Origin of the sequence: Actinoplanes sp. NPDC051494, from assembly GCF_044454705.1 — a bacterium.
Lineage (GTDB): Bacteria > Actinomycetota > Actinomycetes > Mycobacteriales > Micromonosporaceae > Actinoplanes.
This window is the reverse complement of sequence record NZ_JBITDZ010000012.1, coordinates 188,281-210,089: the sequence shown is the minus strand read 5'-3', so window position 1 is coordinate 210,089 and position 21,809 is coordinate 188,281. Positions and strand designations below refer to the sequence as shown.

Sequence of the window (21,809 nt, the reverse complement as noted above, 5' to 3'; positions counted from 1 at the left end):
ACTTAAGGAGCTCACCGTGTCCGACGTTCTCGTTGTCCCGGGCGGGACGACGGCGGCTGACGCGGTAGCCGCCGCGAAGCTGCCCCTGAGCGGTCCGAAGGCGATCGTCGTGGTCAAGGACCCCGCTGGTCAGCTGCGTGACCTCACCTGGGCCCCGGCCCAGGACACCGAGGTCACCCCGGTCCCGGTCGACTCGCCGGACGGCCTCGACGTGCTGCGCCACTCCGCCGCGCACGTGCTCGCCCAGGCGGTGCAGGCGATCTTCCCCGAGGCGAAGCTCGGCATCGGCCCGCCGATCCGCGACGGTTTCTACTACGACTTCGACGTCGAGAAGCCGTTCCAGCCGGACGACCTCGTCAAGCTCGAGAAGAAGATGCAGGAGATCATCAAGACCGGCCAGACGTTCCGCCGGCGGGAGTACACCTCGCTGGACGAGGCCAAGGCCGAGCTGGTGCACGAGCCGTACAAGCTGGAGCTCGTCGACATCAAGGGTGAAGGTGGCCCAGACGCCGATCTCAGTGAGGTCATGGAGGTGGGCGGCGGCGAGCTGACCCATTACGACAACCTCGACAAGGATGGCAACCGGGTCTGGGGCGACCTCTGCCGGGGCCCGCACCTGCCCAGCACCCGGTTCATCCCGGCGTTCAAGCTCATGCGCTCCGCCGCCGCCTACTGGCGCGGCAGTGAGAAGAACCCCCAGCTGCAGCGGGTGTACGGCACCGCGTGGCCGAGCCGGGACGAGCTGAAGGCGTACCTGACCCGGCTGGCCGAGGCCGAGCGTCGCGACCACCGCAAGCTGGGCAGCGAGCTCGACCTGTTCTCCTTCCCCGACGAGATCGGCAGCGGCCTGCCGGTCTTCCACCCCAAGGGCGGTGTGATCAAGCGCGAGATGGAGGACTACGTCCGCGCGCGGCACATCGAGGAGGGCTTCCAGTACGTCGGCACCCCGCACATCAGCAAGGAGGGCCTGTTCCACACCTCGGGCCACCTGCCGTACTACGCGGACACGATGTTCCCCCCGAGTCATCTGGAGGGGGCGGACTACTACCTCAAGGCCATGAACTGCCCGATGCACAACTTGATCTTCAAGTCGCGCGGGCGGTCCTACCGTGAGCTGCCGATGCGCCTGTTCGAGTTCGGCTCGGTCTACCGCTACGAGAAGTCCGGCGTCGTGCACGGCCTGACCCGGGTCCGCGGGTTCGCCCAGGACGACTCGCACTCCTACGTGGCCGCCGAGGACGCCCCGAACGAGGTCCGGCACCTGCTCAACTTCGTGCTGTCGCTGCTGCGCGACTTCGGTCTGGACGACTTCTACCTGGAGCTGTCCACCCGGGACCCCAAGAGCGACAAGTTCATCGGTACGGACGAGCAGTGGGCCGTGGCCACGAAGGTGCTCGAGGACGTGGCGACCGAGTCCGGCATGCAGCTGGTGGCCGACCCGGGTGGCGCGGCGTTCTACGGCCCCAAGATCAGCGTGCAGGCCAAGGACGCCATCGGCCGGACCTGGCAGATGTCGACCATCCAGTACGACTTCAACCAGCCGGCCCGCTTCGGTCTCGAGTACCAGGCCGCGGACGGTTCCCGCCAGGAACCGGTGATGATCCACGCGGCGAAGTTCGGCTCGATCGAGCGATTCTTCGGCGTGCTGGTCGAGCACTACGCCGGCGCGTTCCCGGCCTGGCTGGCCCCGGTGCAGGTGGTCGGCATCCCGATCCGCGACGACCACGCGGACTACCTGCAGGAGTTCGTCACCCGGCTGCGCAAGGAAGGCATCCGCGCCGAGGTCGACTTCTCCACCGACCGCATGCAGAAGAAGATCCGCACCGCCCAGCAGCAGAAGATCCCGTTCATGGCGATCGCCGGTGACGACGACGTCAACGGCGGCACGGTCTCGTTCCGTTACCGGGACGGTTCGCAGCGCAACGGCGTCACCATCGACGAGGCCGTGGCCCACGTCGCCGAGGTGGTCCGCTCCCGCGTCAACACCGGGCCGTCCGCGGCCTGATCGACATCAGTAAGGGGGTACGGGGCACAGCAGCCCCGTACCCCCTTTTGGTCTCAGCGGACGACGGGTCCCCAGCCGTCGTCGCTGTCTGCAGCGCGGCTGACCGCATCGCCACGAACTCCTCGAAGCCCATCCGTCCTCCTCGCCCCGCGGACACTTCCCTCTGTACAGACGCCGGGAGCGTCACATGTGCTGTGCGGTTAGGGTGGCAAGGTGAGTGAGGCAGCGGCACCCGACGGACTCGAGCGGCTGTGGACCCCGCACCGGATGGCGTACGTCTCCGGGGAGGGCCGGCCGGCGGACTGCCCGTTCTGCGTGGCACCCGGGTTGCCGGAGGCCGACAGCCTGGTCGTGGCGCGCGGCGAGCTGGTCTACGCGGTGCTCAACCTGTACCCGTACAACCCGGGTCATCTGTTGATCTGTCCCTACCGGCACGTCGCGGACTACACCGACCTGACGCCCGCGGAGACCGTGGAGGTGGCCGAGTTCACCCAGCGGGCGATGCGGGCGGTCCGGCGGGCGAGCAGCCCGCACGGCTTCAACCTGGGTATGAACCAGGGGTCGGTGGCGGGTGCCGGGATCGCCGAGCACCTGCACCAGCACGTGGTGCCGCGCTGGGGCGGGGACGGCAACTTCATGCCGGTGATCGGGCAGACCAAGGTCGTGCCGCAGCTGCTCAGCGACACCCGGGAGCTGCTGGCCAAGGCCTGGGCGGCGGTCTAGCGCACCGCTGTCGCCTCGGTGACGGCCTCCTGCCAGGCGGCCTCCGGGGTCAGCCGGCCGATCTCGACCTTGCTGAGCTTGTCCTCCACGATGGTGCGGACGGACGCGTTGTGCAGGCCGAGGTACTGCGCCGGCTTACGGGAGACCGCGGCGGTGAAGATCCTGCCGACCGGCGCCCCGGAGAAGAACGCGTTCTGGAAGCCGGTCACCGCCGGGTCGTCGTACAGCGCGGGTACGGACGGCAGGTTGCCGGTCTCCTTGAAGATCCGCAGCTGCTGCTCGGGGGCGGTCAGCCAGGCCGCGAGCGCGTACGCCTCCCGGGGGTGCGCGCTCTGCCGGGGCACGGTCAGCCACGAGCCACCCCAGTTGCCGGCGCCGCCCGGGACCGCGGTGACGTCCCACTGCCCGCGGGTGGCCGGCGCGTTCTGCTGGATCCAGCCGAGCACCCACGCGGGGCAGGTCAGGGTCGCGAACCGGCCGCCCTGCAGCGCCGCGAGCCACTGCGGGTTGAACGCCACGTACTTGGCGGACTCCCCGGCGCGGACCATGCTGACGGTCAGGTCCCAGGCGGTCTTCACGCCCGGCTGGGTCTCGATGGTCAGGTTCTCACCGCGGTCGTAGTACCCGGTCGGTTGCTGGGCGAGGATCTGGTTGTAGATGTTGCTGGCCGCGTCGGTCCACTTCACCGGCAGGTCGGCGGCCTGGAACCGGCGTCCGGCGGCGATGTAGTCCGGCCAGGACGGCCACATCGCGGCGACCGACTCCCGGGCCGCGGGCAGCCCGGCGGCCGTGAACAGGTCGGGGCGGTAGCACATGGCGAGCCCACCGACGTCGGTGCCGAGTCCCATCTGGCCGGTGCCGTCGGCGCTGAGCGTGGCATCCCACTTCCAGGGCAGCCAGGTGCTCTCCAGGGCCCCGGCGCCGAGGTCGAGCAGGTTGACGAAGTCGGCGGAGCGGTTGCGGAACTCCACGACGTAGCCCTCCTCGACGGCGACGACGTCACCGGCGCCGGTGCCCGCGTCGAGGCGGGCGGCGAGGTCCTGGTGGTGCTGCTTGAACTCGGTGACCCGTTCGACCACGCGCAGTTCGGGGTGGGCGGCCTCGTACTCGTCGAGCAGCTGTTTGTAGCCGAACGAGCCGAAGTCGTCGACGGTGAGCGTGATCCGGTCGTCCGCGGTGCCGTCGCCGGTCCCGCACGCGGCGCTGCCGGACAACAAGGCCAGGCCGGCGAACGCGGCGAGGAACCTGCGGATCATGGCGCCACCTTCTCGGAGCGGGTACGGGCGAGTTTCCACGCGGAGAGCCAGAGCGGGATCTTCGCGGCGGGCATCGGGCGGCACAGGGCGTACCCCTGCAGTCCGCCGGCGCCGAGGTCGATCAGCCGGCGCGCGGTCTCCCGGCTCTCCACCCCGACCGCGACGCTGGTCAGGCCGAGGTCGTCGGCGATGCGCACGAGCCCGGCGACGATCCGGTCGGCGGCCTCGTTGCCGGGCATGAGCCGGACCAGCTCGCGGTCGATCTTGAGGCGGCTGACCGGGGCGTGTGCGACGGTCAGCCAGTGGGTGGTGCCGGCGCCGACGTTGTCGAGGCCGACGGTGATCCCGGCCGCGGCGAGCCGGTTCAGGGCGGCGGCCACCCGGGGCGGGTCGGTGGCCACGGCGGCCTCGCTGAACTCGATGCTGAATCCGTCCAGCGGCAGCCCGGTGGTCTCGGCGGTGCCGGTGACCAGGTGGGGCAGGGTGTCGTCGACGAGGTTCTGCGCGGCCAGGTTCACCACGAGGCGTACGTCGTGCCCGGCGGCGCGCCAGGTGACGGCCTCGGCCATCGCGGTGCGCAGCATCCATTCGGTGAGCGGGCGCACGATGGAGGTCTGCTTGACGGCGACGAGGAAGTCGCCGGCGGTGAGCAGCCCGTGCTGGGGGTGGTTCCAGCGCAGCAGGGCCTCCAGCTCGTGCACCTCGCCGGCGGCGGTGAAGACCGGCTGATAGTGCAGCTCCAGCAGGTCGTCGTCGAGGGCCTGCCGCAGCTGGGGGAGCACGGTGGCGTTGCGGGCGGTGCCGTCGTCGGTGCGCTGCACGCCCCCGCCGCCCTGTTTGGCGCGGTACATCGCCTGGTCCGCGAGTTGCAGCAGGATGGCCAGGTCGGTGCCGTCGGTGGGGGCGAGCGCCACGCCGATGCTGACGCCGACCTCGACGGTGAGACCCTCGACGAGCACCGGCCGGCGGACCGCCGCGGCCACCGCCTCGGCGATCAGCATGGCCCGGTCCTCGTCGGCGCGGGGCAGCAGGACGGCGAACTCGTCGCCGCCGAGCCGGATGGCGGTGCCGGCGCTCTGGCAGGCGGTCGCGACCGCGGCGGCGACTTCGACGAGCAGTTGGTCGCCGGCATGGTGGCCGAGCGTGTCGTTGATGCCCTTGAAACCGTCGAGGTCGAGCAGCAGCAGCGCGGCCGGGCGGTCGGGGGTCGCGGCGGCGAACGCGGGGACGGCGAGCCGGCGCAGCTTGGCGCGGTTGCCGAGCGCGGTGAGCGGGTCGTGCACGGCGGCGTGGTCCTGCAGTTTCTGGCGGCGGCGCACCTGCAGCACCCCGCCGATCGTGACGAGCAGGACGAACAGGCCGCCGGCGTACAGCAGCCGGGTGGCGTGGGCGATCGAGGTGTCGACGTCGCGGCGGGGCAGCAGCAGCACGGCGAGCGCGTCGATGACGCTGTCGCCGTTCGCGTCGTACGGGTAGCTGACCTCGAGCTGGTCCTCATCGGTGTTCGGGTCGGCGGTGTCGGCGGCGTACGGCCGGGCCAGGTTGTCCGGGGCCCGCCGGGCGGCGGTGAGCGGGCCGGCGTCGGCGTGGTCCGGGTCGGCGTACACCAGGTGGCCGTCGGCGACCGACCAGATGATCAGCCCGCGCAGCTCGCCCTTCTGCTGCAGGAGCACGACGTCGGTGTCGAGCTGGGCCCGGTTGGCGGGGTGCAGCCGTACGGTGAGGTCGTCGAGGGTGACGCTGCGCTCGAGGATCAGCGAGCTGATGATCACGGCGCCCTGCACCGCGCTGTCCAGGGTGCGGGTGCGGATCTGCTGCCGCAGGGCGTAAACCCCGCCGGCGAGCGTGGCCAGGACGGCGAGCAGGACGACGAGCAGGACGCGCCATGACGTCAGGGCGCGCGGCTCGGTTCGCCGTCGGGGGGCCACGGAAGTGAGATCGACACCTCGGCGCCGGATGTTAGGCCGTGAGGGCCCGGATCCCCGCGGCGACCTGTTCGGCGGAGGGGGCCCGGGCGGGGTCCATCAGCCACTGGATCATCACGCCGGACATGAGGGCCATCGCGACCGAGCCGACCGTACGGATGGTCTCGTCGTCGAGGTCCTGTTCGTCGCGGCCGGTGAGCATGGCGGCGAGCCCGGCGCGGCCCTGGTCCATGCCGTCGGCGATCTGCGCGCGGAGCTCGGGGCTGTGCTCGGCCTGGATGGTCGACTCGACGCTGGCCAGCCACAGCCGCCGGTCGGTCTGCAAACTGCCGATGACCCGCCGCCAGTAGCGCACGAGGGGGTCCGCGTCCTCGTCGCCCTCGGTGGCCAGGGCGGTGGCGACGGCGTCACCCCACTCCTCGATCGCGCTCAGCATCGCGGCGTTGAGCAGGCCCTCGGTGGAGCCGTAGTGGTAGCCGATCGAGCCGAGGTTGGTGCCGGAGGCGGCCACGATGTCGCGGGCGGTGGTGCGGGCGTAGCCCTTCTCGTACAGGCAGCGCTTCGCGCCGTCGAGCAGGTTCTCGCGGTGTCCCATGTTTGTCATCCTAGAATCTATACAAGCGTGTAAGACGTTTGTATAGTTCGGAGCATGACGCAGCGATCGGTACTGATCTCGGGTGCGGGCCTCGCCGGCCCGGCCCTCGCCCACCAGCTCCACCGGCGCGGGATCCGCGCCACGGTCGTCGAGCGGGCCCCCGCCCTGCGCGACGGCGGCTACAAGGTCGACATCCGGGGCGCGGCGACCGAGGTGCTCAAGCGGATGGGCCTGTTCGAAGCGGCCCGGGCCGCCGACACCGACATGCGCACCGTCACCTACATCAAGGCGGACGGGCGGCCGATCGCCACGCTCGACGCGAGCCTGCTGATGGGCCGGCGCGGCGACGACCTGGAGGTGGTCCGCACCGAGCTGGTCCGGATCCTGCACGACGCCACCGCCGCCGACGTCGGCTACCGCTTCGGGGACTCGATCGCCGAGCTGCGCGACGACGGCGAGGTGCTCTTCGCGAGCGGGGCCACCGAGCGCTACGACTACGTGGTCGGCGCCGACGGGCTGCACTCGGCGACCCGCCGGATGGCGTTCGGCGAGGTCGCGGCGCGGCACCTGGGGGCGTACATCTCGATCTTCGACGTGCCGGACGACCTCGGCCTGGACCGGGAGGAGATCTTCTTCAGCGCGCCCGGGCGGATGGTCTTCGCCTACAGCACGGGTCCCGGCACCCCCACCAAGATCGGCATGGTGTTCGCGTCGCCGCCGCTGACGGACCCGCGGCCCCGGGCGGTCCTCCGCGAGCGGTTCGCGGGCATGGGCTGGCGGGTGGACTCGTTCCTGGCGGCGCTCGACGGCGTCGACGACCTGTACTTCGACTCGCTGAGCCAGATCGAGATGCCGCAATGGTCACGCGGGCGGGTCGTGCTGCTCGGCGACGCCGGCTACTGCCCGTCACCCGCGTCCGGCCAGGGCACCAGCCTCGCGCTGGTCGGGGCGTACGTGCTCGCGGACGCGATCGACAAGGGCGACCTCGCCGGGTACGAGCGCGTCATGCGGCCCTACGTGGACCGCAACCTCGCTTACGGCCGCAAGATGGCCGGGGACATGGTGCCCGGTGGGCGCTTCCAGCTCGCGTTCCGCAACTACGGCATGCGTACGCTGCGGTTCAACCCCTGGAAGCGCCAGATCATCGAGCAGGTGACCCGGCCCCTTCACGAAGCGGCCAACGCCGTGGTCATTCCCTCGTGACCGCCTCGTGCCGAACATAGGTACGGGTGAACGAGCCCGATCCGGACGTCAGGGCGCGCAAGTCGACGGCGTAGCGCACCAGCTCGGCGGCCGGCACCTCGGCGCGGACCACGGCGTACCCGCCGTCGTCGTCGGTGCCGGTGCCCAGCGGCCGCCCCCGGCGCCCGGACAGGTCGCTCAGCACCGCGCCGACGAACGTGTCCGGCACCCGCACCACGATCTCGTCCACCGGCTCCAGCAGGGTCATCCCGCCCTGCCCGGCGGCCTCCTTGAGGGCCAGCGCGCCGGCCGTCTGGAACGCGGCGTCCGAGGAATCCACGCTGTGTGCCCGGCCGTCGACGAGGCGGACCAGCAGGTCCACCACCGGGTGCCCGGCGACGAGGCCGCGTTCGAGCTGGGCGCGGACCCCCTTCTCCACCGACGGGACGTAGTTGTGCGGCACCGCGCCGCCCACCACCTCGCTGACGAACCGGAAGCCCTCGCCGCGGGGCAGCGGTTCCACCTCGATGTCGCAGACCGCGAACTGCCCGTGCCCGCCGGACTGCTTGACGTGCCGGCCGTGACCCTTGGCCGCGGTGCTGAACGTCTCACGCAGCGCGACCCGCACCGGCTCGGTGTCCACTTCGGCACCGCCGGCCCGGAGCCGTTCCAGGGCCACCTCGGCGTGCGACTCGCCCATGCACCACAGCACCAGCTGGCGGGTCTCGGGGTTGCGGTCCAGCCGCAGCGCCGGGTCACCGGCCACCAGCTTCGCCAGGTTGCGGGCCAGCGCGTCCTCGTCGGAGCGCGACCGGGCCACCACGGCGACCGGCAGCAGCGGTTCCGGCATCGTCCACGGCTCCATGAGCAGCGGCGCCTCCTTGCCGCTCAGCGTGTCACCGGTCTCGGCGCTGCCCGATTTCGTGATCGCGCAGATGTCCCCGGCCAGGCAGAACGGCACCTCGCGCAGCTGGGCGCCGAGCGGGGAGTACACGTGCGCGACGCGCTCGTCCGCGTCGTGGTCGGGGTGCCCGCGCTCCTGCAGGCCGTGCCCGGAGACGTGCAGGGTCAGGTCGGGGCGCAGCGTGCCGGAGAACACCCGGACCAGCGAGACCCGCCCGACGTGCCGGTCGATCGTGGTCCTGACCACCTCGGCCACCAGCGGGCCGTCGGGGTCGCACGCCAGCGGCGGCCGGGGCGCGCCGTCCACCCCGGTCACCACCGGCAGGTCGTGCTCCAGCGGTGACGGCGCGCCGTCGACCAGGCCGTCGAGCAGCGCGTCGAGGCCCACCCCGGTCGCCGCGCAGACCGGGATCACCGGGTGGAACGTGCCCCGGGCGACCGCCTTCTGCATGTCCGGCACGAGCGTCGCGGTGCTGATCAGCTCGCCCGCGACGTACGCGTCCATCAGGCTCTCGTCCTCGCTCTCGGCGATGATCGCCTCGATGAGCGTCTCGCGGTCGTCCTTGATCGGCATGATGTGGGCCTGCTCGAACGTGGCCTCCCGGGGCGGGTAGCCCTGCGAGTAGTCCAGCACCCGCAGCGTGATCAGGCCGATCAGCCCGGCGAACGAGTCGCCGTCGTCGCCCAGCATCGGCTGGTAGATCGGCAGCACGTTCTCGCCGAACGCGTCCTGGCAGTCCTGCAGCGTCTGCTCGTAGTCGGCGCGGGGGTGGTCGAGCCGGGTGACGGCGACCGCCCGGGGCATGCCGAGCGCGGCGCACTCCTCCCACAGTGCGACCGTCGCGTCGTCCACGCCGTCGACCGCGGACACCACGAAGAGCGCGGCGTCCGCGGCCCGCAGGCCGGCGCGCAGCTCCCCGACGAAGTCGGGAGACCCGGGGGTGTCCAGCAGGTTGACCTTCACGTCCTGGTGCACGAGCGGCGCGCAGGACAGCGCCACCGAGTGCTGCCGGTGCACGGCGGCGGGATCGTGATCGGTCACCGTGGTGCCCTCGGCCACCGACCCGGCGCGGCTGATCGTGCCGGTCGCGGCCAGGAGGGCCTCGATCAGCGTCGTCTTGCCCGCGCCGGCGTGCCCCAAGAGCACCACGTTGCGTACCCTGCCGGGCTCGGTCACCACCGGCCCGGCTGTGTTGTCATGCGTTCTCTGCGCCATTGGTCCTCCTCGGCCCTCATTCTCCCGGACTCCCTCGGCGCGGCCCCCGGCGGCCTTTTGTCACGGACCTGTAACGCGCCACCCTTGGATATGACACCCAGCGTCGTGACGATCGCAACCCTTCGTAATCATCAGGGTTTCGCAGGTGACGATCCGGCGACGCGTGACGCACGGCGTACCGCCCGTCGGCGGCCACCGTTATGGTGGGACGGCCATGGCAAAGATCGTGAACGTGACAGCCCGTGCCGTCGTCAGTTACGGCGTCAATCCAGTAGCCCGATTCCTGCTGCGTATCGGCGTCACGCCGAACGCCGTCACCGTCGCCGGCACCGTTGGGGTGCTGTTCGGCTCGTGGCTCGGTTCCCAGGGTGAACTCATCTGGGGCACCGTCGTCGTCACCGCGTTCGCGCTGACCGACGCGCTCGACGGGACGATGGCCCGGATGCGCCCCAAGGGTGGCGGCCACTTCGGCGCGCTGCTCGACTCGTCGATGGACCGCATCGCCGACGGCGCCGTGTTCGGGGCCGTCGTCTATTACATGGCCTCCGAGGGCAACCCGTACGGCGGCACCTGGGCGGCGCTCGTCTGCCTCGTCGGCGGCCAGGTCGTCTCCTACGTGAAGGCCCGCGCGCAGAGCCTCGGCCTCAACGCCGACGTCGGCATCGCCGAGCGCCTCGAACGGCTGCTCATCGTCGGCGCCGGCGGCCTGCTCGGCGGCTTCGGCCTCGACTGGGGCCTGCCGGCCGCGCTGTGGGTCCTCGCCGCGCTCTCCGTGGTGACCATCTTCCAGCGGCTCATCCACGCCTCGAAGTCCGACGACCCGGACGCCGCCCCGCCGGTGCCGCTCACCGTCACCCCGCCGGCCCCCGACCTGCCGTGAAGGATCAGCTCACCGAGCTGGGCTACGCCGCGGGCTGGCGGATCACGCGCATGCTCCCGCGGCGGGCCGCCCGGGCCCTGTTCGACATGGGCGCCGACCGGGCCGCCCGCGGCAACGGCCCCGGCATCCAGCGGCTGCGGCGCAACCTGCGCCAGGTCGTCGGCCCCGCGCTGCCGGACCCGGAGCTCGACGAGCTGGTCCGGGCCGGCATGCGCTCCTACGCGCGGTACTGGATGGAGGCCTTCCGGCTCCCGTCGCAGTCGAAGGCCGACTTCCTGCGCGACTTCGAGCTGGTCGACGCCGAGGAATTCCTCGGGGTGCTGGCCGAGGGCAACGGCGTGATCCTCGCGCTGCCGCACGTCGGCAACTGGGACGCGGCCGCCGCCTGGGTGGTGTCGAACGGCCACCGGCTGATCACCGTCGCCGAGCGGCTCAAACCCGAGGGACTCTTCGAGCGCTTCGTCGCGTACCGGGAGAAGCTCGGCATGGAGGTCCTCCCGCTCACCGGCGGGCAGCGGCCGCCGCTGGAGGTCCTGGCCGAGAAGGCCGAGGACGGGTACGCCGTAGCGCTGCTCGCCGACCGTGACCTCACCAAGAGCGGCGTCGAGGTGGAGTTCTTCGGCGGCCGTACCCGGATGCCACCCGGCCCGGCCCTGCTCGCGATCCGCACCGGCGCCCCGCTGTACGCCGTCGACCTGTGGTTCACCGAGACGAAGACGGTGGGACGGATCCGCCGGGTCGAGCCGGCCACCGAGGGTGCACTCGACGTGCGGGTCCGGCAGACCACCCAGCGGCTCGCCGACGCGTACGCGATCGGGATCGCCGAGCACCCCCAGGACTGGCACATGCTGCAGAAACTGTGGCTCAACCAGAACGCCCGGGTCTGAGGCGGCGGGCGTGCGGATCGGGATCGTCTCGCCGTACTCGTTCGACGTGCCCGGCGGCGTGCAGAACCACATCGTCGACCTCGCGGAGGCGCTGATCGGTCTCGGTCACGAGGTGAGCGTGCTCGCCCCCGCCGACGAGGACGCCGACCTGCCGCCGTACGTGGTCCCGGCCGGCCGCGCCCTGCCGCTGCCCTACAACGGCTCGGTGGCGCGCATCGCGTTCGGCCCGGTCTCCACCGCCCGGGTGCGCCGCTGGATCGCCCGCGGCAAGTTCGACGTGCTGCACGTGCACGAGCCGATGACGCTGAGCCTGTCGCTGCTCGCGGTCCTGTCGGCGCGGGGGCCGGTGGTCGCCACGTTCCACACCGCGATGACCCGCTCCCGGGTGCTGTCGGCCGGGGCGGGCCTGCTCCAGCTCGTCATCGAGAAGATCACCGCGCGGATCGCGGTCAGCGAACTGGCCCGCAAGGTCCAGGTCGAACACCTCGGCGGCGGCGCGGTCGAGATCCCCAACGGCGTCGCGGTGGCCAAGTTCGCCGATGTCCCCCGCCTCGACGGCTGGCCCGGGGACGGCCTCGCGCTCGGCTTCCTGGGCCGGTTCACCGAGTCCCGCAAGGGCTTCCCCATTCTCCGTACGGCCTTCGTGTCGCTCGCGGCCGACCGCCCCGGCCTGCGCCTGTTGGTGGCCGGTCCCGGCGACCGCGAGGCGCTGTACGCCCAGTTCCCGCCCGAGCTGCACCCCCGGATCGAGTTCCTCGGCCTGGTCAGCGAGGCGGACAAGGCCCGCATGCTGCGCAGCGTCGACGTCTACGTGGCGCCGAACACCGGCGGCGAGTCGTTCGGCATGATCCTCACCGAGGCGATGGCGGCCGGTGCGGCCATCGCGGCCAGCGACCTCGACGCGTTCCGGCGGGTCCTCGACGGCGGCCGGGCCGGTGCGCTGTTCCCCAACGGCGACGCCGCGGCGCTCACCGAACTGCTCGCGGACCTGCTCGACAACCCGGCCCGGCGGGCCGAGCTGGCGGAGTGCGCACGGGTCGCGGTCAAGGCGTTCGACTGGCCGAGTGTCGCTCAGCGTGTTCTCGAGGTCTACGCAGCGGCGATCGAAGCCACCGACGGGCGCGTGATCGACGAGGAGTGGGCGGAACCACGTCCCGGGAAGTGACGTCCCGTAACGGTCAGGCATTACGATGCCCCGCATGTGGTGGGTCATGAGTGCGATCGCGGTGGCGGCCGTACTGACCGCATACCTGGCCTGGACCGCCCACCGGGTGGAGCGCGTGCACGTCCGCGCCCGGTCCGCCGCTCGAGCCCTCGACGCCCACCTGCTGCGCCGCGCCGCGGCCGCCGCGGTGGTCGCCGAACAGACCGACTTCATCGAGCTGTACGCGGCCGCCCGCCTCGCCCTGGACGCCGACGACGACGACCGTGAGGCCGCCGAGAACGACCTCACCCGCCAGCTGCAGGCCGCCACGCTGACCGGGGCCGACCCGGCCACCCGTACCCTCGTGGCGACCAGCCGCCGGGCCGTCCTGGCCCGCCAGGTGCACACCGACCTGGTCCGCGACGCGCTGACCGCCCGCCGCCGACCGCTGGTCCGCGCGCTGGGCATGGCCCGGCAGTACGACCTGCCCACCTACTTCGAGATGGTCGAGCCGACCCTGCCCGCCGCCCGGCGCCCGCTCCCGGACGCGACTGTTCTCTCGTAGCAGTCCACCGAGGGGTCGATTGGCCATCGGTGGACCGGGGTGACCGGCTTAAAGTTCCTCACGAAGCCACTGTTCGACCTTCCGTGAGGAGCCCGTCACCGTGTCCGAGAGCCGAACCACCACCGGTACCGCCCGTGTGAAGCGCGGCATGGCCGAGATGCTCAAGGGCGGTGTGATCATGGATGTGGTCACCGCCGAGCAGGCCAAGATCGCCGAGGACGCCGGCGCCGTGGCCGTCATGGCGCTCGAACGGGTCCCCGCCGACATCCGCGCCCAGGGCGGCGTCTCCCGGATGAGCGACCCCGACATGATCGACGGCATCATCGCCGCCGTCTCGATCCCGGTCATGGCCAAGGCCCGCATCGGCCACTTCGTCGAGGCCCAGGTGCTGCAGGCGCTCGGCGTCGACTACATCGACGAGTCCGAGGTGCTGACCCCGGCCGACTACGCCAACCACATCGACAAGTGGGCCTTCACCGCCCCGTTCGTGTGCGGAGCCACCAACCTCGGCGAGGCCCTGCGCCGCATCACCGAGGGCGCGGCCATGATCCGCTCCAAGGGCGAGGCCGGCACCGGCGACGTCTCCAACGCCACGACCCACATGCGCACCATCCGTGGCGAGATCCGCCGGCTCACGTCCCTGCCCGAGGACGAGCTGTTCGTCGCCGCGAAGGAACTCCAGGCGCCGTACGACCTGGTCAAAGAGGTTGCGGAGGCCGGCAAGCTGCCGGTGGTCATGTTCACCGCGGGCGGTATCGCCACCCCCGCCGACGCGGCCATGATGATGCAGCTCGGCGCCGAGGGCGTCTTCGTCGGCTCCGGCATCTTCAAGTCCGGCAACCCGGCCCAGCGCGCCGAGGCCATCGTCAAGGCCGTCACGTTCCACGACGACCCCGACGTGATCGCCAAGGTCTCCCGGGGGCTCGGTGAGGCCATGGTCGGCATCAACGTCGAGGAGATCCCCCAGCCCCACCGCCTCGCCGAACGCGGCTGGTGATCCGGTGAACATCGGCGTACTCGCCCTGCAGGGCGACGTCCGTGAGCACCTGGCCGCGCTCGCCGAGAGCGACGTCCTCGCCCGCCCGGTCCGCCGCCCCGGCGAGCTGGACGACGTCGACGCGCTGGTCGTCCCCGGCGGCGAGTCCACGACCATGAGCAACCTGGCCGTCACGTTCGGCCTGCTCGACCCGGTCCGCAAGCGGATCGCCGACGGCATGCCGGTCTACGGCTCCTGCGCCGGCATGATCATGCTCGCCACCACGGTCCTGGACGGACGCCCCGACCAGGAGTCCTTCGCCGGGATCGAGATGACCGTGCGCCGCAACGCGTTCGGCCGGCAGATCGACTCGTTCGAGGCGCCGGTGCGGATCGAGGACGTCGAGGGCGACGATTTCCACGCCGTTTTCATCCGCGCGCCATGGGTCGAGCAGACCGGTCCGGAAGTCCGGGTGCTGGGCCGCGTCACCGAAGGTCCCGCCGCCGGTAGGATTGTCGCCGTTCGGCAGGGGAACCTGCTCGCCACGGCTTTCCACCCGGAGCTGACCGGAGACCTCCGCGTTCACCGGTACTTCGTCGAGATGGTCCGCCAGGCCGTAGACGCACGGTAGCGATACACGGAGGTTCTGCATGTCCGGCCACTCAAAGTGGGCGACGACCAAGCACAAAAAGGCCGTCATCGACGCCAAGCGCGGCAAGATGTTCGCGAAACTCATCAAGAACATCGAGGTCGCGGCCCGCACCGGCGGCGGTGACGTGGCCGGCAACCCGACGCTCTTCGACGCCATCCAGAAGGCCAAGAAGAGCTCGGTCCCCAACAACAACATCGACAACGCGGTCAAGCGCGGCTCCGGCCTCGAAGCCGGCGGCGCCGACTGGCAGACGATCATGTACGAGGGCTACGGCCCCAACGGCGTCGCCCTGCTGATCGAATGCCTGACCGACAACCGCAACCGCGCCGCGACCGAGGTCCGCACCGCCCTGACCCGCAACGGCGGCACGTTCGCCGACGCGGGCTCGGTGTCGTACCTCTTCAACCGCAAGGGCGTCATCATCGTCCCCAAGGGCACGGTCACCGAGGACGACATCATGATGGCGTCCCTGGAAGCGGGCGCCGAGGAGATCAACGACCTCGGCGACTCCTTCGAGGTCGTCAGCGAGCCCACGGACCTGGTCACGGTCCGCAAGGCCCTGCAGGATGCCGGCATCGACTACGACTCCGCCGAGTCGTCGCTGGTCCCGACCATGACGGTCCCGGTCGACGAGGAAGCGGCGCGCAAGATCTTTAAGCTGATCGACGTGCTCGAGGACAGCGACGACGTCCAGAACATCTACGCCAACTTCGACGTCTCCGAAGAGGTCATGGCCGCCATTGACGCGTGACATCTAGTCATGTGACGGGTAGTGTGAGGAGGTGCTCGCCTTCATGGCTCTGAACATCCCCCCGATCGAGGATCTCGATGTTGAGGATCTCCTCACCCTGCCCTCGGGCTATCGCTACGAGCTGCACGAAGGAAACCTCGTCATCATGACGCCGTCGTCCTTCTGGCATAAGGCGATGGCGCGCCGTCTGCTTTTCATGCTGCACGCGGCCGGCCTCGACGCGTTCCAGGATCCTGGGGTGCGGGGAGTCCGGCCGCGTGACTGCCGTCTTCCCGACCTCGGGGTCGTCGACGCGCTTCCCCCGGGCCTGGCAACGTATTCGAACCTGCCCGGTTCGGCCTACCGCCTGGTCGTCGAGGTGGTGTCGGAGAACTCGCTGAACGGCGAGTTCACCGACAAGATGTCCTGGTATGCCGAACGCGGTATCCCGGAGTACTGGATCGTCGAGCAGACGTCGGACCGCTCCGACGACGACGCGCTCGTCCACATCCATCTTTTGTCGTCCTCCGGGGCCAAAGCTGCTTATGTGTGTGAGCGCAGCCTGCTCCTGTCGGAGCTTGAGCCGGAGTATCGCGGTCGCTGACCGGCGTCAGGTCTCGGCGCCCGAGATGCGGGTGAAGAAGTGGATGATCGCGAAGACCAGCAGGAAGCTTCCCGCGCTCACCCGGGCGTAGCAGTGCCAGACGTAACGCCGGTATGCGTGGACCCAGGCGATCTCCGCTTCCGCGAGAGCGCCGCTCTGGTCCCGTACCGTGGTGGGCAGGATCGCCGCCAGTCGAAGCGCGACCGTGCGTCCCGTGGGTGACCGTCGCGGAGCCGGCCGGTCGACCGTGACCTCGACCGGATGGAGCTGCTCGTCGCGCCAGTGTCCGGTCCTGGTCGCGAGGCGGTGGGTCAGATAACGCGCCCGGGCGTCGTGGCGGCTGAGGCGGCCCTGCCAGCGCAGCCGGCGCCAGTGGCCGGCCAGGTCGGTCAGCACCTCCATGGTGATGACCTGGGCGGCCAGGCGATCGCCGCCGGTCAGGCGGTGGGCCTCGTGGTGCACGGCGCCGGCGCGGGCCGTCGCGAACCCTAAGTAGTCCGCCGGCGGCTCGTCGTCCATGGGTGGGAAGAGGTAGGCCACGGTCCCAGCATCGAGTGATGTCGGTCACAGCGCAAGGGCTGTGTCGGCTGCGGGACGCCCGGCGCCGGGTATTAGGGTGTCGAACACACGTCCGAGGAAAAAGGGGTGACCTGTGCGGGTGCTCGGCATCGACCCCGGTCTCACGCGCTGCGGTGTCGGCGTCGTCGAGGGCCTGCCGGGACGGCCCTGCAAGCTCGTCGGCTACTTCGTGGTCCGCACCGAGCCCGACGAGGACATCGCCCTGCGCCTGCTGCACCTCGACCGGACCCTCGGGGAGCTCGTCGCCGAGCACAAACCCGACAGCGTCGCCGTGGAGCGGGTGTTCAGCCAGCACAACACCCAGACCGTCACGGGTACGGCGCAAGCCAGCGGGGTCGGCATCCTGGCCGGCGCGCGGGCCGGGCTGCCGGTGCAGACCTACACCCCGAGCGAGGTCAAGGCCGCCGTCACCGGGTCCGGGACGGCCGACAAGGCACAGGTCACCGCCATGGTCACCCGGCTGCTGAGCCTCGATGCCCCACCCCGCCCGGCCGACGCGGCGGACGCGCTGGCCATCGCCATCTGCCACATCTGGCGTGGTGGCACCCGAAGCAAGATCCAAGCGGCCGCGATCAGAGCAGCCCGCCGGACAGGAGCCCGTTGATGATCGCCAGCGTGCGCGGTGTGGTCGCCGCGATCGCCCCGGACAGCGCCGTGATCGAGGTCGGCGGCGTCGGCATGTCCGTGCAGTGTGCGCCCGGCACGCTCGCCGGGCTCAAGACCGGCACCGAGGCCCGGCTCGCCACCAGCCTGGTCGTGCGGGAGGACTCGCTGACCCTGTACGGCTTCGCCGAGGACGAGGAGAAACATCTCTTCGAGCTGCTCCAGACCGCGAGCGGCGTCGGTCCCCGGCTCGCCCAGGCCGTCCTGGCCGTGCACCAGCCCGAGGCCGTACGCCGCGCGGTGTCCTCCGGTGACATCGCCGCGCTGACCCGCGTGCCCGGCATCGGCAAGAAGGGCGCCGAACGTCTCGTGCTGGAGCTGCGGGACCGCATCGGCGCGGTCTCCACCGGGCCGGACGGCGTCGCCGGGGCGCTCAGCGGTGGGTGGCAGGAGCAGGTCCGCCAGGGTGTGATCGCCCTCGGCTGGAGCAACCAGCAGGCCGAGCAGGCGGTCGCGGCGGTCACCGAGACCCTGGACGGTGGCGAGATCCCGCCGGTGCCGATCCTGCTGCGCCAGGCGATCCGCCTGCTGGGCCGCACCCGATGACCGACGACCTGGTCTCACCGTTCGCCGAGGACGCCGACCTGGACGAGGAGGCCAGCGTCCGTCCGCGGCGGCTGGCCGAGTTCATCGCCCAGCACCGGGTACGCGACCAGCTCGACCTGCTCCTCAAAGGCGCGATGGGCCGTGGCACCCCACCCGACCACATCCTGCTCTCCGGCCCGCCCGGCCTCGGTAAGACGACGCTGGCGAACATCGTGGCGGCGGAGCTGGGGACCGGGATCCGGACGACGAGCGGGCCGGTGATCGAGCGGTCGGGTGACCTGGCCGCGATCCTCACCGGGCTCAGCGAGGGCGACGTCCTGTTCATCGACGAGATCCACCGGATCGCGAAGCCCGCCGAGGAACTGCTGTACAGCGCGATGGAGGACTTCCGGGTCGACGTCGTGGTCGGCAAGGGCCCGGGAGCCACCGCGATCCCGCTCGACGTCGAGCCGTTCACGCTGGTCGGGGCCACTACCCGGGCCGGTCTGCTGTCCGGGCCGATGCGCGACCGGTTCGGGTTCGTGGCGCACCTCGACTTCTACTCGCCGGCCGACCTGGACTCGCTGCTGCACCGGTCCGCGCGCATCCTCGGTGTGCCGATCCGGGCCGAGGGGGCCGCGGAGATCGCCGGCCGGTCCCGGGGCACGCCCCGGATCGCCAACCGGCTGTTGCGCCGGGTGCGCGACTACGCCGAGGTGCGCGGGGACGGCGTGGTCGACGAGAAGACCGCCAAGGCCGCACTGCAGGTGTACGACGTCGACCAGCTCGGCCTCGACCGGCTGGACCGGGCCGTGCTGCGGGCGCTGATCGAGTCGTTCCGGGGCGGGCCGGTCGGGCTCTCCACGCTGGCCGTGGCGGTGGGGGAGCAGTCCGACACCGTCGAGGAGGTGTGCGAGCCGTTCCTGGTCCGGGCGGGGCTGCTGGCCCGTACCCCGCGGGGAAGGGTGGCCACCGACGCGGGCTGGCACCACCTCGGGAAGACCCCGCCGGACAACCGGGGGATCGCGAGTCAGCTGCCCGATCTGTTCACGCGTGACGAAAATGCCTCTCCGTAATGTGAACGTGACGTGTGCCGCGTCATCCTTTCCCAGCAAGAGGGATTAGACTCGCCGCCGTCTAGCGGGATGGCTCCATCACCGCTCCGGGTGCTATAAGCCCCGGTTACGGCCCCACGGAAGGTTTCACCTCGTGCTTCACACAGCAGCAGCGGAGGGCGGCGGCGGCAGCTTCGCGCCCCTGCTCCTCATCGTCCTGCTCTTCGGCGTCATGTACTTCATGATGATCCGCCCGCAGCAGAAGCGGCGCCGTGAGGCGCAGGCGATGCAGTCCGCCCTCGGCCCCGGCGACGAGATCGTCACCATCGGCGGGTTGCACGCCACGGTGGTGGAAGCCGACGACGACGTGGTGACCGTCGAGATCTACCCCGGGGTCAACGCGCGGTATGCCCGCCCCGCGATCGCCCGCGTGATCAAGCAGGAGTCCGCGGTCGTGCCCGAGCCGGTCGAGGACGACCCGGTCGTGGACGACCCGATCGTGGACGACGCGGTGGTGAACGCCGGCGACAAGCCGATCGAGAGCCCGGTCGTCGAGACCCGCAAGCCCAAGGACTGATGGTCCGCAGCGGCCCGCCCGTCCCGGCGGGCCGTCGGTCTTTCTGACTCGAAGAGGCAAGTCACGGGCCGCGGGCGGGGCAGGCCCCCCACGCGGCCCGTTGTTGTGAATAATCGTCACCGGGCAAAACGGCCGGAAATTCGTTTCGGGTCCGAGATCGCCTGCCCGCCCTATCCCCACCTGCCGCCGCGCTCCCGCGGTTGCTCTCAGCTCGAGGAGATCGAAAGTCGTGGCACGACCACCACAGGGACAACAGCATCCCGGGCGGCAACTCGCCGTACTCGGTCTCCTCTTCGCCGTGCTCTATGTTCTGGTGTTCTGGGGACCCGGCACCAAGGACCTCGGCTACGCGGACCGGCTGCACCCCAAGCTCGGTCTGGACCTGATCGGCGGCACGCAGGCGACGTACAAGGCGTCGCTGCTGGCCAACGGCCAGGTGCCGAACCAGAACAGCATGGAGGAGGCCCGCAAGATCATTGATCAGCGGGTCAACGCGCTCGGCGTCGCCGAGGCCGAGGTTGTCATCGAGGGCAACCAGAACATCGTGGTCTCGGTCGCGGGCGAGGCCAACGACCAGCTCAAGAACGTCGGCCAGGCCGCGCAGATGCGCTTCCGCAAGGTCATCGGGGTCACCGGCGACACCGCCGACTACGTGATCAACCCCCCGACCGCCGAGCCGAGTGCCGCCCCGAGCGGCAGCGCGGCGCCCAGCGGTGCCCCCAGCGCCGCCCCCAGCGGCAGTGTCCCGGCCGCGAACCCCGCACCGTCCGCGTCCAGCGGCGGTCAGGGCGGTGGCGAGCGTGCCCCGTCGGCGTCGCCCAGCACGCCGGCCCCCAGTACCCCGGCTCCCAGCGGGTCCGCGGCTCCCGCCCCGGCCGCGTCGGCCCCGGCCGCCGAGCCCGAGGTCTCCGAGAGCATCGAGCAGCAGCGCGCCGCGATCGAGAAGAAGGTCGGCGCCGCCGCCTGGGCCGCCGCGGAGAAGCTCACCGCCCCGGTCGACCTGCAGACCGACCCCACCGCGGGCGAGCCGTTCAAGGCGTTCAACAAGCTGAACGGCAACGAGGTCAACGCGCTCTCCACGGAGATGCAGTTCAACGTCCCGACGATCAGCTGCGCGCAGCTCGAAGCCCGGACCAGCGGTGCCATCGACGTCATCGACCAGAAGGTCGTCGCCTGCCAGACCGGCGCCAAGCTGCTGCTGGACGTCGCGAAGGTGCTCGGCACCGACATCTCCACCGCGAGCGCCCAGGTCGACCAGTCGCAGGGCAGCCAGTGGGTCGTCTCGCTCGACTTCACCAGCACCGGCCAGGGCAAGTGGACCGAACTGACCCGTGAGGCCTACCAGCCGGCCGCCGGCGACACCTGCCTCACCGCCGCGCAGGCGCTGTCCAGCACTGCCACGCACTGTCTCGTCGCGGTGGTCCTCGACAAGAAGGTCATCTCGGCCCCGGAGATCCAGGCCGTGCTGAGCAGCCAGTCGCAGATCACCGGCCAGTTCACCTCGGCCTCGGCCAAGGAGCTCGCCGACCAGATCAAGTACGGTGCGCTGCCGGTCACGTTCACCCAGCAGGCCACCCAGACCGTCTCCGCGACCCTGGGCATCCAGCAGCTGCAGGCGGGCCTCATCGCCGCCGCGATCGGCCTCGGCCTGGTCGCGCTGTACTCGTTCTTCTACTACCGCCTGCTCGGCACCGTGATCCTGCTCAGCCTGGTGCTGTCCGGCCTGCTGACGTTCGGTGCGCTGGTCGTGCTCGGCCGGACCACCGGCTTCACGCTGACCCTCGCCGGCATCGCCGGCTTCATCGTGTCACTGGGCGTCGCGGCCGACTCGTTCGTCATCTACTTCGAGAGACTCAAGGACGAGATCCACGAGGGTCGAAGTCCCCGTAGTGCCGTACCCCGGGCCTGGGCCCGTGCGCGGCGTACCATCATCTCCGCCAACACCATCACCATCATGGCGGCCGTGGTCCTCTACATCGTGTCGATCGGCGCCGTGAAGGGCTTCGCGTTCGCGCTGGGCCTGTCCACGGTGCTCGACCTCGTCGTGGTGTTCCTCTTCCGTCACCCGATCATGACGATGTTCGCGAACACGCGGGCGTTCATGTCGCCGCGGGTCAGCGGTCTCGGCCGCGCCCTCAAGCGCCAGCCGACCGAGAAGGAGGCCTGA

The 21,809-nt window shown here is 70.9% G+C and carries 21 protein-coding genes; 16 read left to right on the top strand and 5 right to left on the bottom strand.

Annotation, left to right across the window (positions count from 1 at the left end):
* The first annotated feature begins 16 nt into the window (after window positions 1-16).
* Window positions 17-2,005, top strand: coding sequence for a threonine--tRNA ligase (thrS, locus tag ACIA6A_RS33925; RefSeq protein WP_396102060.1), 1,989 nt, complete (start codon window positions 17-19; stop codon window positions 2,003-2,005).
* Between the two features lie 267 nt (window positions 2,006-2,272).
* The gene (locus tag ACIA6A_RS33920) at window positions 2,273-2,728 is read left to right on the top strand and encodes an HIT family protein (RefSeq protein WP_396102138.1); all 456 of its coding nucleotides are present in this window, start codon (window positions 2,273-2,275) and stop codon (window positions 2,726-2,728) included.
* Here the strand turns inward: ACIA6A_RS33920 and ACIA6A_RS33915 are convergent.
* The 3 genes from ACIA6A_RS33915 to ACIA6A_RS33905 are packed head-to-tail and all read right to left on the bottom strand — an operon-like array spanning window position 2,725 to window position 6,504.
* Window positions 2,725-3,984 carry an extracellular solute-binding protein gene (locus tag ACIA6A_RS33915; protein WP_396102059.1) on the bottom strand — a complete coding sequence of 420 codons (1,260 nt, stop codon included), beginning with the start codon at window positions 3,982-3,984 and terminating at the stop codon, window positions 2,725-2,727. The genes ACIA6A_RS33920 and ACIA6A_RS33915 overlap by 4 nt on opposite strands.
* Entirely contained in the window at window positions 3,981-5,912 is a 1,932-nt protein-coding gene (locus ACIA6A_RS33910) for a putative bifunctional diguanylate cyclase/phosphodiesterase (RefSeq protein ID WP_396102058.1), read from the bottom strand. The genes ACIA6A_RS33915 and ACIA6A_RS33910 overlap by 4 nt, the downstream gene beginning before the upstream one ends.
* A 31-nt stretch (window positions 5,913-5,943) precedes the next feature.
* Entirely contained in the window at window positions 5,944-6,504 is a 561-nt protein-coding gene (locus ACIA6A_RS33905) for a TetR/AcrR family transcriptional regulator (protein WP_396102057.1), read from the bottom strand.
* A gap of 54 nt (window positions 6,505-6,558) precedes the next feature.
* Between ACIA6A_RS33905 and ACIA6A_RS33900 the strand changes: the two genes are divergently transcribed.
* On the top strand, window positions 6,559-7,707 hold the full coding sequence (locus ACIA6A_RS33900) for an FAD-dependent monooxygenase (protein ID WP_396102056.1): 1,149 nt from the start codon (window positions 6,559-6,561) through the stop codon (window positions 7,705-7,707).
* Here the strand turns inward: ACIA6A_RS33900 and ACIA6A_RS33895 are convergent.
* Window positions 7,694-9,805, bottom strand: coding sequence for an elongation factor G-like protein EF-G2 (locus tag ACIA6A_RS33895; protein ID WP_396102055.1), 2,112 nt, complete (start codon window positions 9,803-9,805; stop codon window positions 7,694-7,696). The genes ACIA6A_RS33900 and ACIA6A_RS33895 overlap by 14 nt on opposite strands.
* A 214-nt stretch (window positions 9,806-10,019) precedes the next feature.
* Between ACIA6A_RS33895 and pgsA the strand changes: the two genes are divergently transcribed.
* The 8 genes from pgsA (at window position 10,020) to ACIA6A_RS33855 (ending at window position 16,243) form a co-directional block, all read left to right on the top strand.
* A complete protein-coding gene (gene pgsA, locus ACIA6A_RS33890) occupies window positions 10,020-10,685 on the top strand; it encodes a phosphatidylinositol phosphate synthase (protein WP_396102054.1) in 666 nt (221 codons plus the stop codon).
* Window positions 10,682-11,572, top strand: coding sequence for a phosphatidylinositol mannoside acyltransferase (locus ACIA6A_RS33885; RefSeq protein WP_396102053.1), 891 nt, complete (start codon window positions 10,682-10,684; stop codon window positions 11,570-11,572). Before pgsA ends, ACIA6A_RS33885 begins: the two co-directional genes overlap by 4 nt.
* Before the next feature lie 10 nt (window positions 11,573-11,582).
* Window positions 11,583-12,737 (top strand): glycosyltransferase family 4 protein, encoded by a 1,155-nt coding sequence (locus ACIA6A_RS33880; protein WP_396102052.1) that lies wholly within the window; start codon window positions 11,583-11,585, stop codon window positions 12,735-12,737.
* Window positions 12,738-12,762: 25 nt separating this feature from the next.
* A complete protein-coding gene (locus tag ACIA6A_RS33875) occupies window positions 12,763-13,281 on the top strand; it encodes a hypothetical protein (protein ID WP_396102051.1) in 519 nt (172 codons plus the stop codon).
* Window positions 13,282-13,381: 100 nt separating this feature from the next.
* Window positions 13,382-14,278 (top strand): pyridoxal 5'-phosphate synthase lyase subunit PdxS, encoded by an 897-nt coding sequence (pdxS, locus tag ACIA6A_RS33870; protein ID WP_396102050.1) that lies wholly within the window; start codon window positions 13,382-13,384, stop codon window positions 14,276-14,278.
* A gap of 4 nt (window positions 14,279-14,282) precedes the next feature.
* The gene (gene pdxT / locus ACIA6A_RS33865; RefSeq protein ID WP_396102049.1) at window positions 14,283-14,888 is read left to right on the top strand and encodes a pyridoxal 5'-phosphate synthase glutaminase subunit PdxT; all 606 of its coding nucleotides are present in this window, start codon (window positions 14,283-14,285) and stop codon (window positions 14,886-14,888) included.
* Between the two features lie 19 nt (window positions 14,889-14,907).
* A complete protein-coding gene (locus ACIA6A_RS33860; RefSeq protein ID WP_396102048.1) occupies window positions 14,908-15,660 on the top strand; it encodes a YebC/PmpR family DNA-binding transcriptional regulator in 753 nt (250 codons plus the stop codon).
* 31 nt (window positions 15,661-15,691) lie between these two features.
* On the top strand, window positions 15,692-16,243 hold the full coding sequence (locus ACIA6A_RS33855) for a Uma2 family endonuclease (RefSeq protein ID WP_396102047.1): 552 nt from the start codon (window positions 15,692-15,694) through the stop codon (window positions 16,241-16,243).
* 6 nt (window positions 16,244-16,249) lie between these two features.
* On the opposite strand, the gene ACIA6A_RS33850 is transcribed toward ACIA6A_RS33855, so the two are convergent.
* Entirely contained in the window at window positions 16,250-16,783 is a 534-nt protein-coding gene (locus ACIA6A_RS33850; RefSeq protein WP_396102046.1) for a hypothetical protein, read from the bottom strand.
* A gap of 112 nt (window positions 16,784-16,895) precedes the next feature.
* On the opposite strand from ACIA6A_RS33850, the gene ruvC reads away from it, so the two are divergent.
* The 5 genes from ruvC (at window position 16,896) to secD (ending at window position 21,809) form a co-directional block, all read left to right on the top strand.
* Window positions 16,896-17,426, top strand: coding sequence for a crossover junction endodeoxyribonuclease RuvC (gene ruvC, locus ACIA6A_RS33845; RefSeq protein WP_396102045.1), 531 nt, complete (start codon window positions 16,896-16,898; stop codon window positions 17,424-17,426).
* Window positions 17,426-18,031 carry a Holliday junction branch migration protein RuvA gene (gene ruvA, locus ACIA6A_RS33840; RefSeq protein ID WP_396102044.1) on the top strand — a complete coding sequence of 202 codons (606 nt, stop codon included), beginning with the start codon at window positions 17,426-17,428 and terminating at the stop codon, window positions 18,029-18,031. The genes ruvC and ruvA overlap by 1 nt, the downstream gene beginning before the upstream one ends.
* Window positions 18,028-19,086: a Holliday junction branch migration DNA helicase RuvB gene (ruvB, locus tag ACIA6A_RS33835; protein ID WP_396102043.1), complete on the top strand. Its 1,059-nt coding sequence runs from the start codon at window positions 18,028-18,030 to the stop codon at window positions 19,084-19,086. Before ruvA ends, ruvB begins: the two co-directional genes overlap by 4 nt.
* Before the next feature lie 133 nt (window positions 19,087-19,219).
* Window positions 19,220-19,642, top strand: a complete 423-nt coding sequence (gene yajC, locus ACIA6A_RS33830; protein ID WP_396102042.1) for a preprotein translocase subunit YajC — start codon at window positions 19,220-19,222, stop codon at window positions 19,640-19,642.
* A gap of 229 nt (window positions 19,643-19,871) precedes the next feature.
* Window positions 19,872-21,809, top strand: a complete 1,938-nt coding sequence (gene secD / locus ACIA6A_RS33825; protein ID WP_396102041.1) for a protein translocase subunit SecD — start codon at window positions 19,872-19,874, stop codon at window positions 21,807-21,809.

What these genes read in the sequence shown, in the direction of transcription:
- ACIA6A_RS33905 (WP_396102057.1), bottom strand. Translation starts at nt 6,504, where the DNA reads ATGGGACACCGCGAGAACCTGCTCGACGGCGCGAAGCGCTGCCTGTAC.
- ACIA6A_RS33895 (WP_396102055.1), bottom strand. Translation starts at nt 9,805, where the DNA reads ATGGCGCAGAGAACGCATGACAACACAGCCGGGCCGGTGGTGACCGAG.
- ACIA6A_RS33915 (WP_396102059.1), bottom strand. Translation starts at nt 3,984, where the DNA reads ATGATCCGCAGGTTCCTCGCCGCGTTCGCCGGCCTGGCCTTGTTGTCC.
- ACIA6A_RS33900 (WP_396102056.1), top strand. Translation starts at nt 6,559, where the DNA reads ATGACGCAGCGATCGGTACTGATCTCGGGTGCGGGCCTCGCCGGCCCG.
- ruvA (WP_396102044.1), top strand. Translation starts at nt 17,426, where the DNA reads ATGATCGCCAGCGTGCGCGGTGTGGTCGCCGCGATCGCCCCGGACAGC.
- pgsA (WP_396102054.1), top strand. Translation starts at nt 10,020, where the DNA reads ATGGCAAAGATCGTGAACGTGACAGCCCGTGCCGTCGTCAGTTACGGC.
- ACIA6A_RS33875 (WP_396102051.1), top strand. Translation starts at nt 12,763, where the DNA reads ATGCCCCGCATGTGGTGGGTCATGAGTGCGATCGCGGTGGCGGCCGTA.
- ruvB (WP_396102043.1), top strand. Translation starts at nt 18,028, where the DNA reads ATGACCGACGACCTGGTCTCACCGTTCGCCGAGGACGCCGACCTGGAC.
- ACIA6A_RS33920 (WP_396102138.1), top strand. Translation starts at nt 2,273, where the DNA reads ATGGCGTACGTCTCCGGGGAGGGCCGGCCGGCGGACTGCCCGTTCTGC.
- ACIA6A_RS33860 (WP_396102048.1), top strand. Translation starts at nt 14,908, where the DNA reads ATGTCCGGCCACTCAAAGTGGGCGACGACCAAGCACAAAAAGGCCGTC.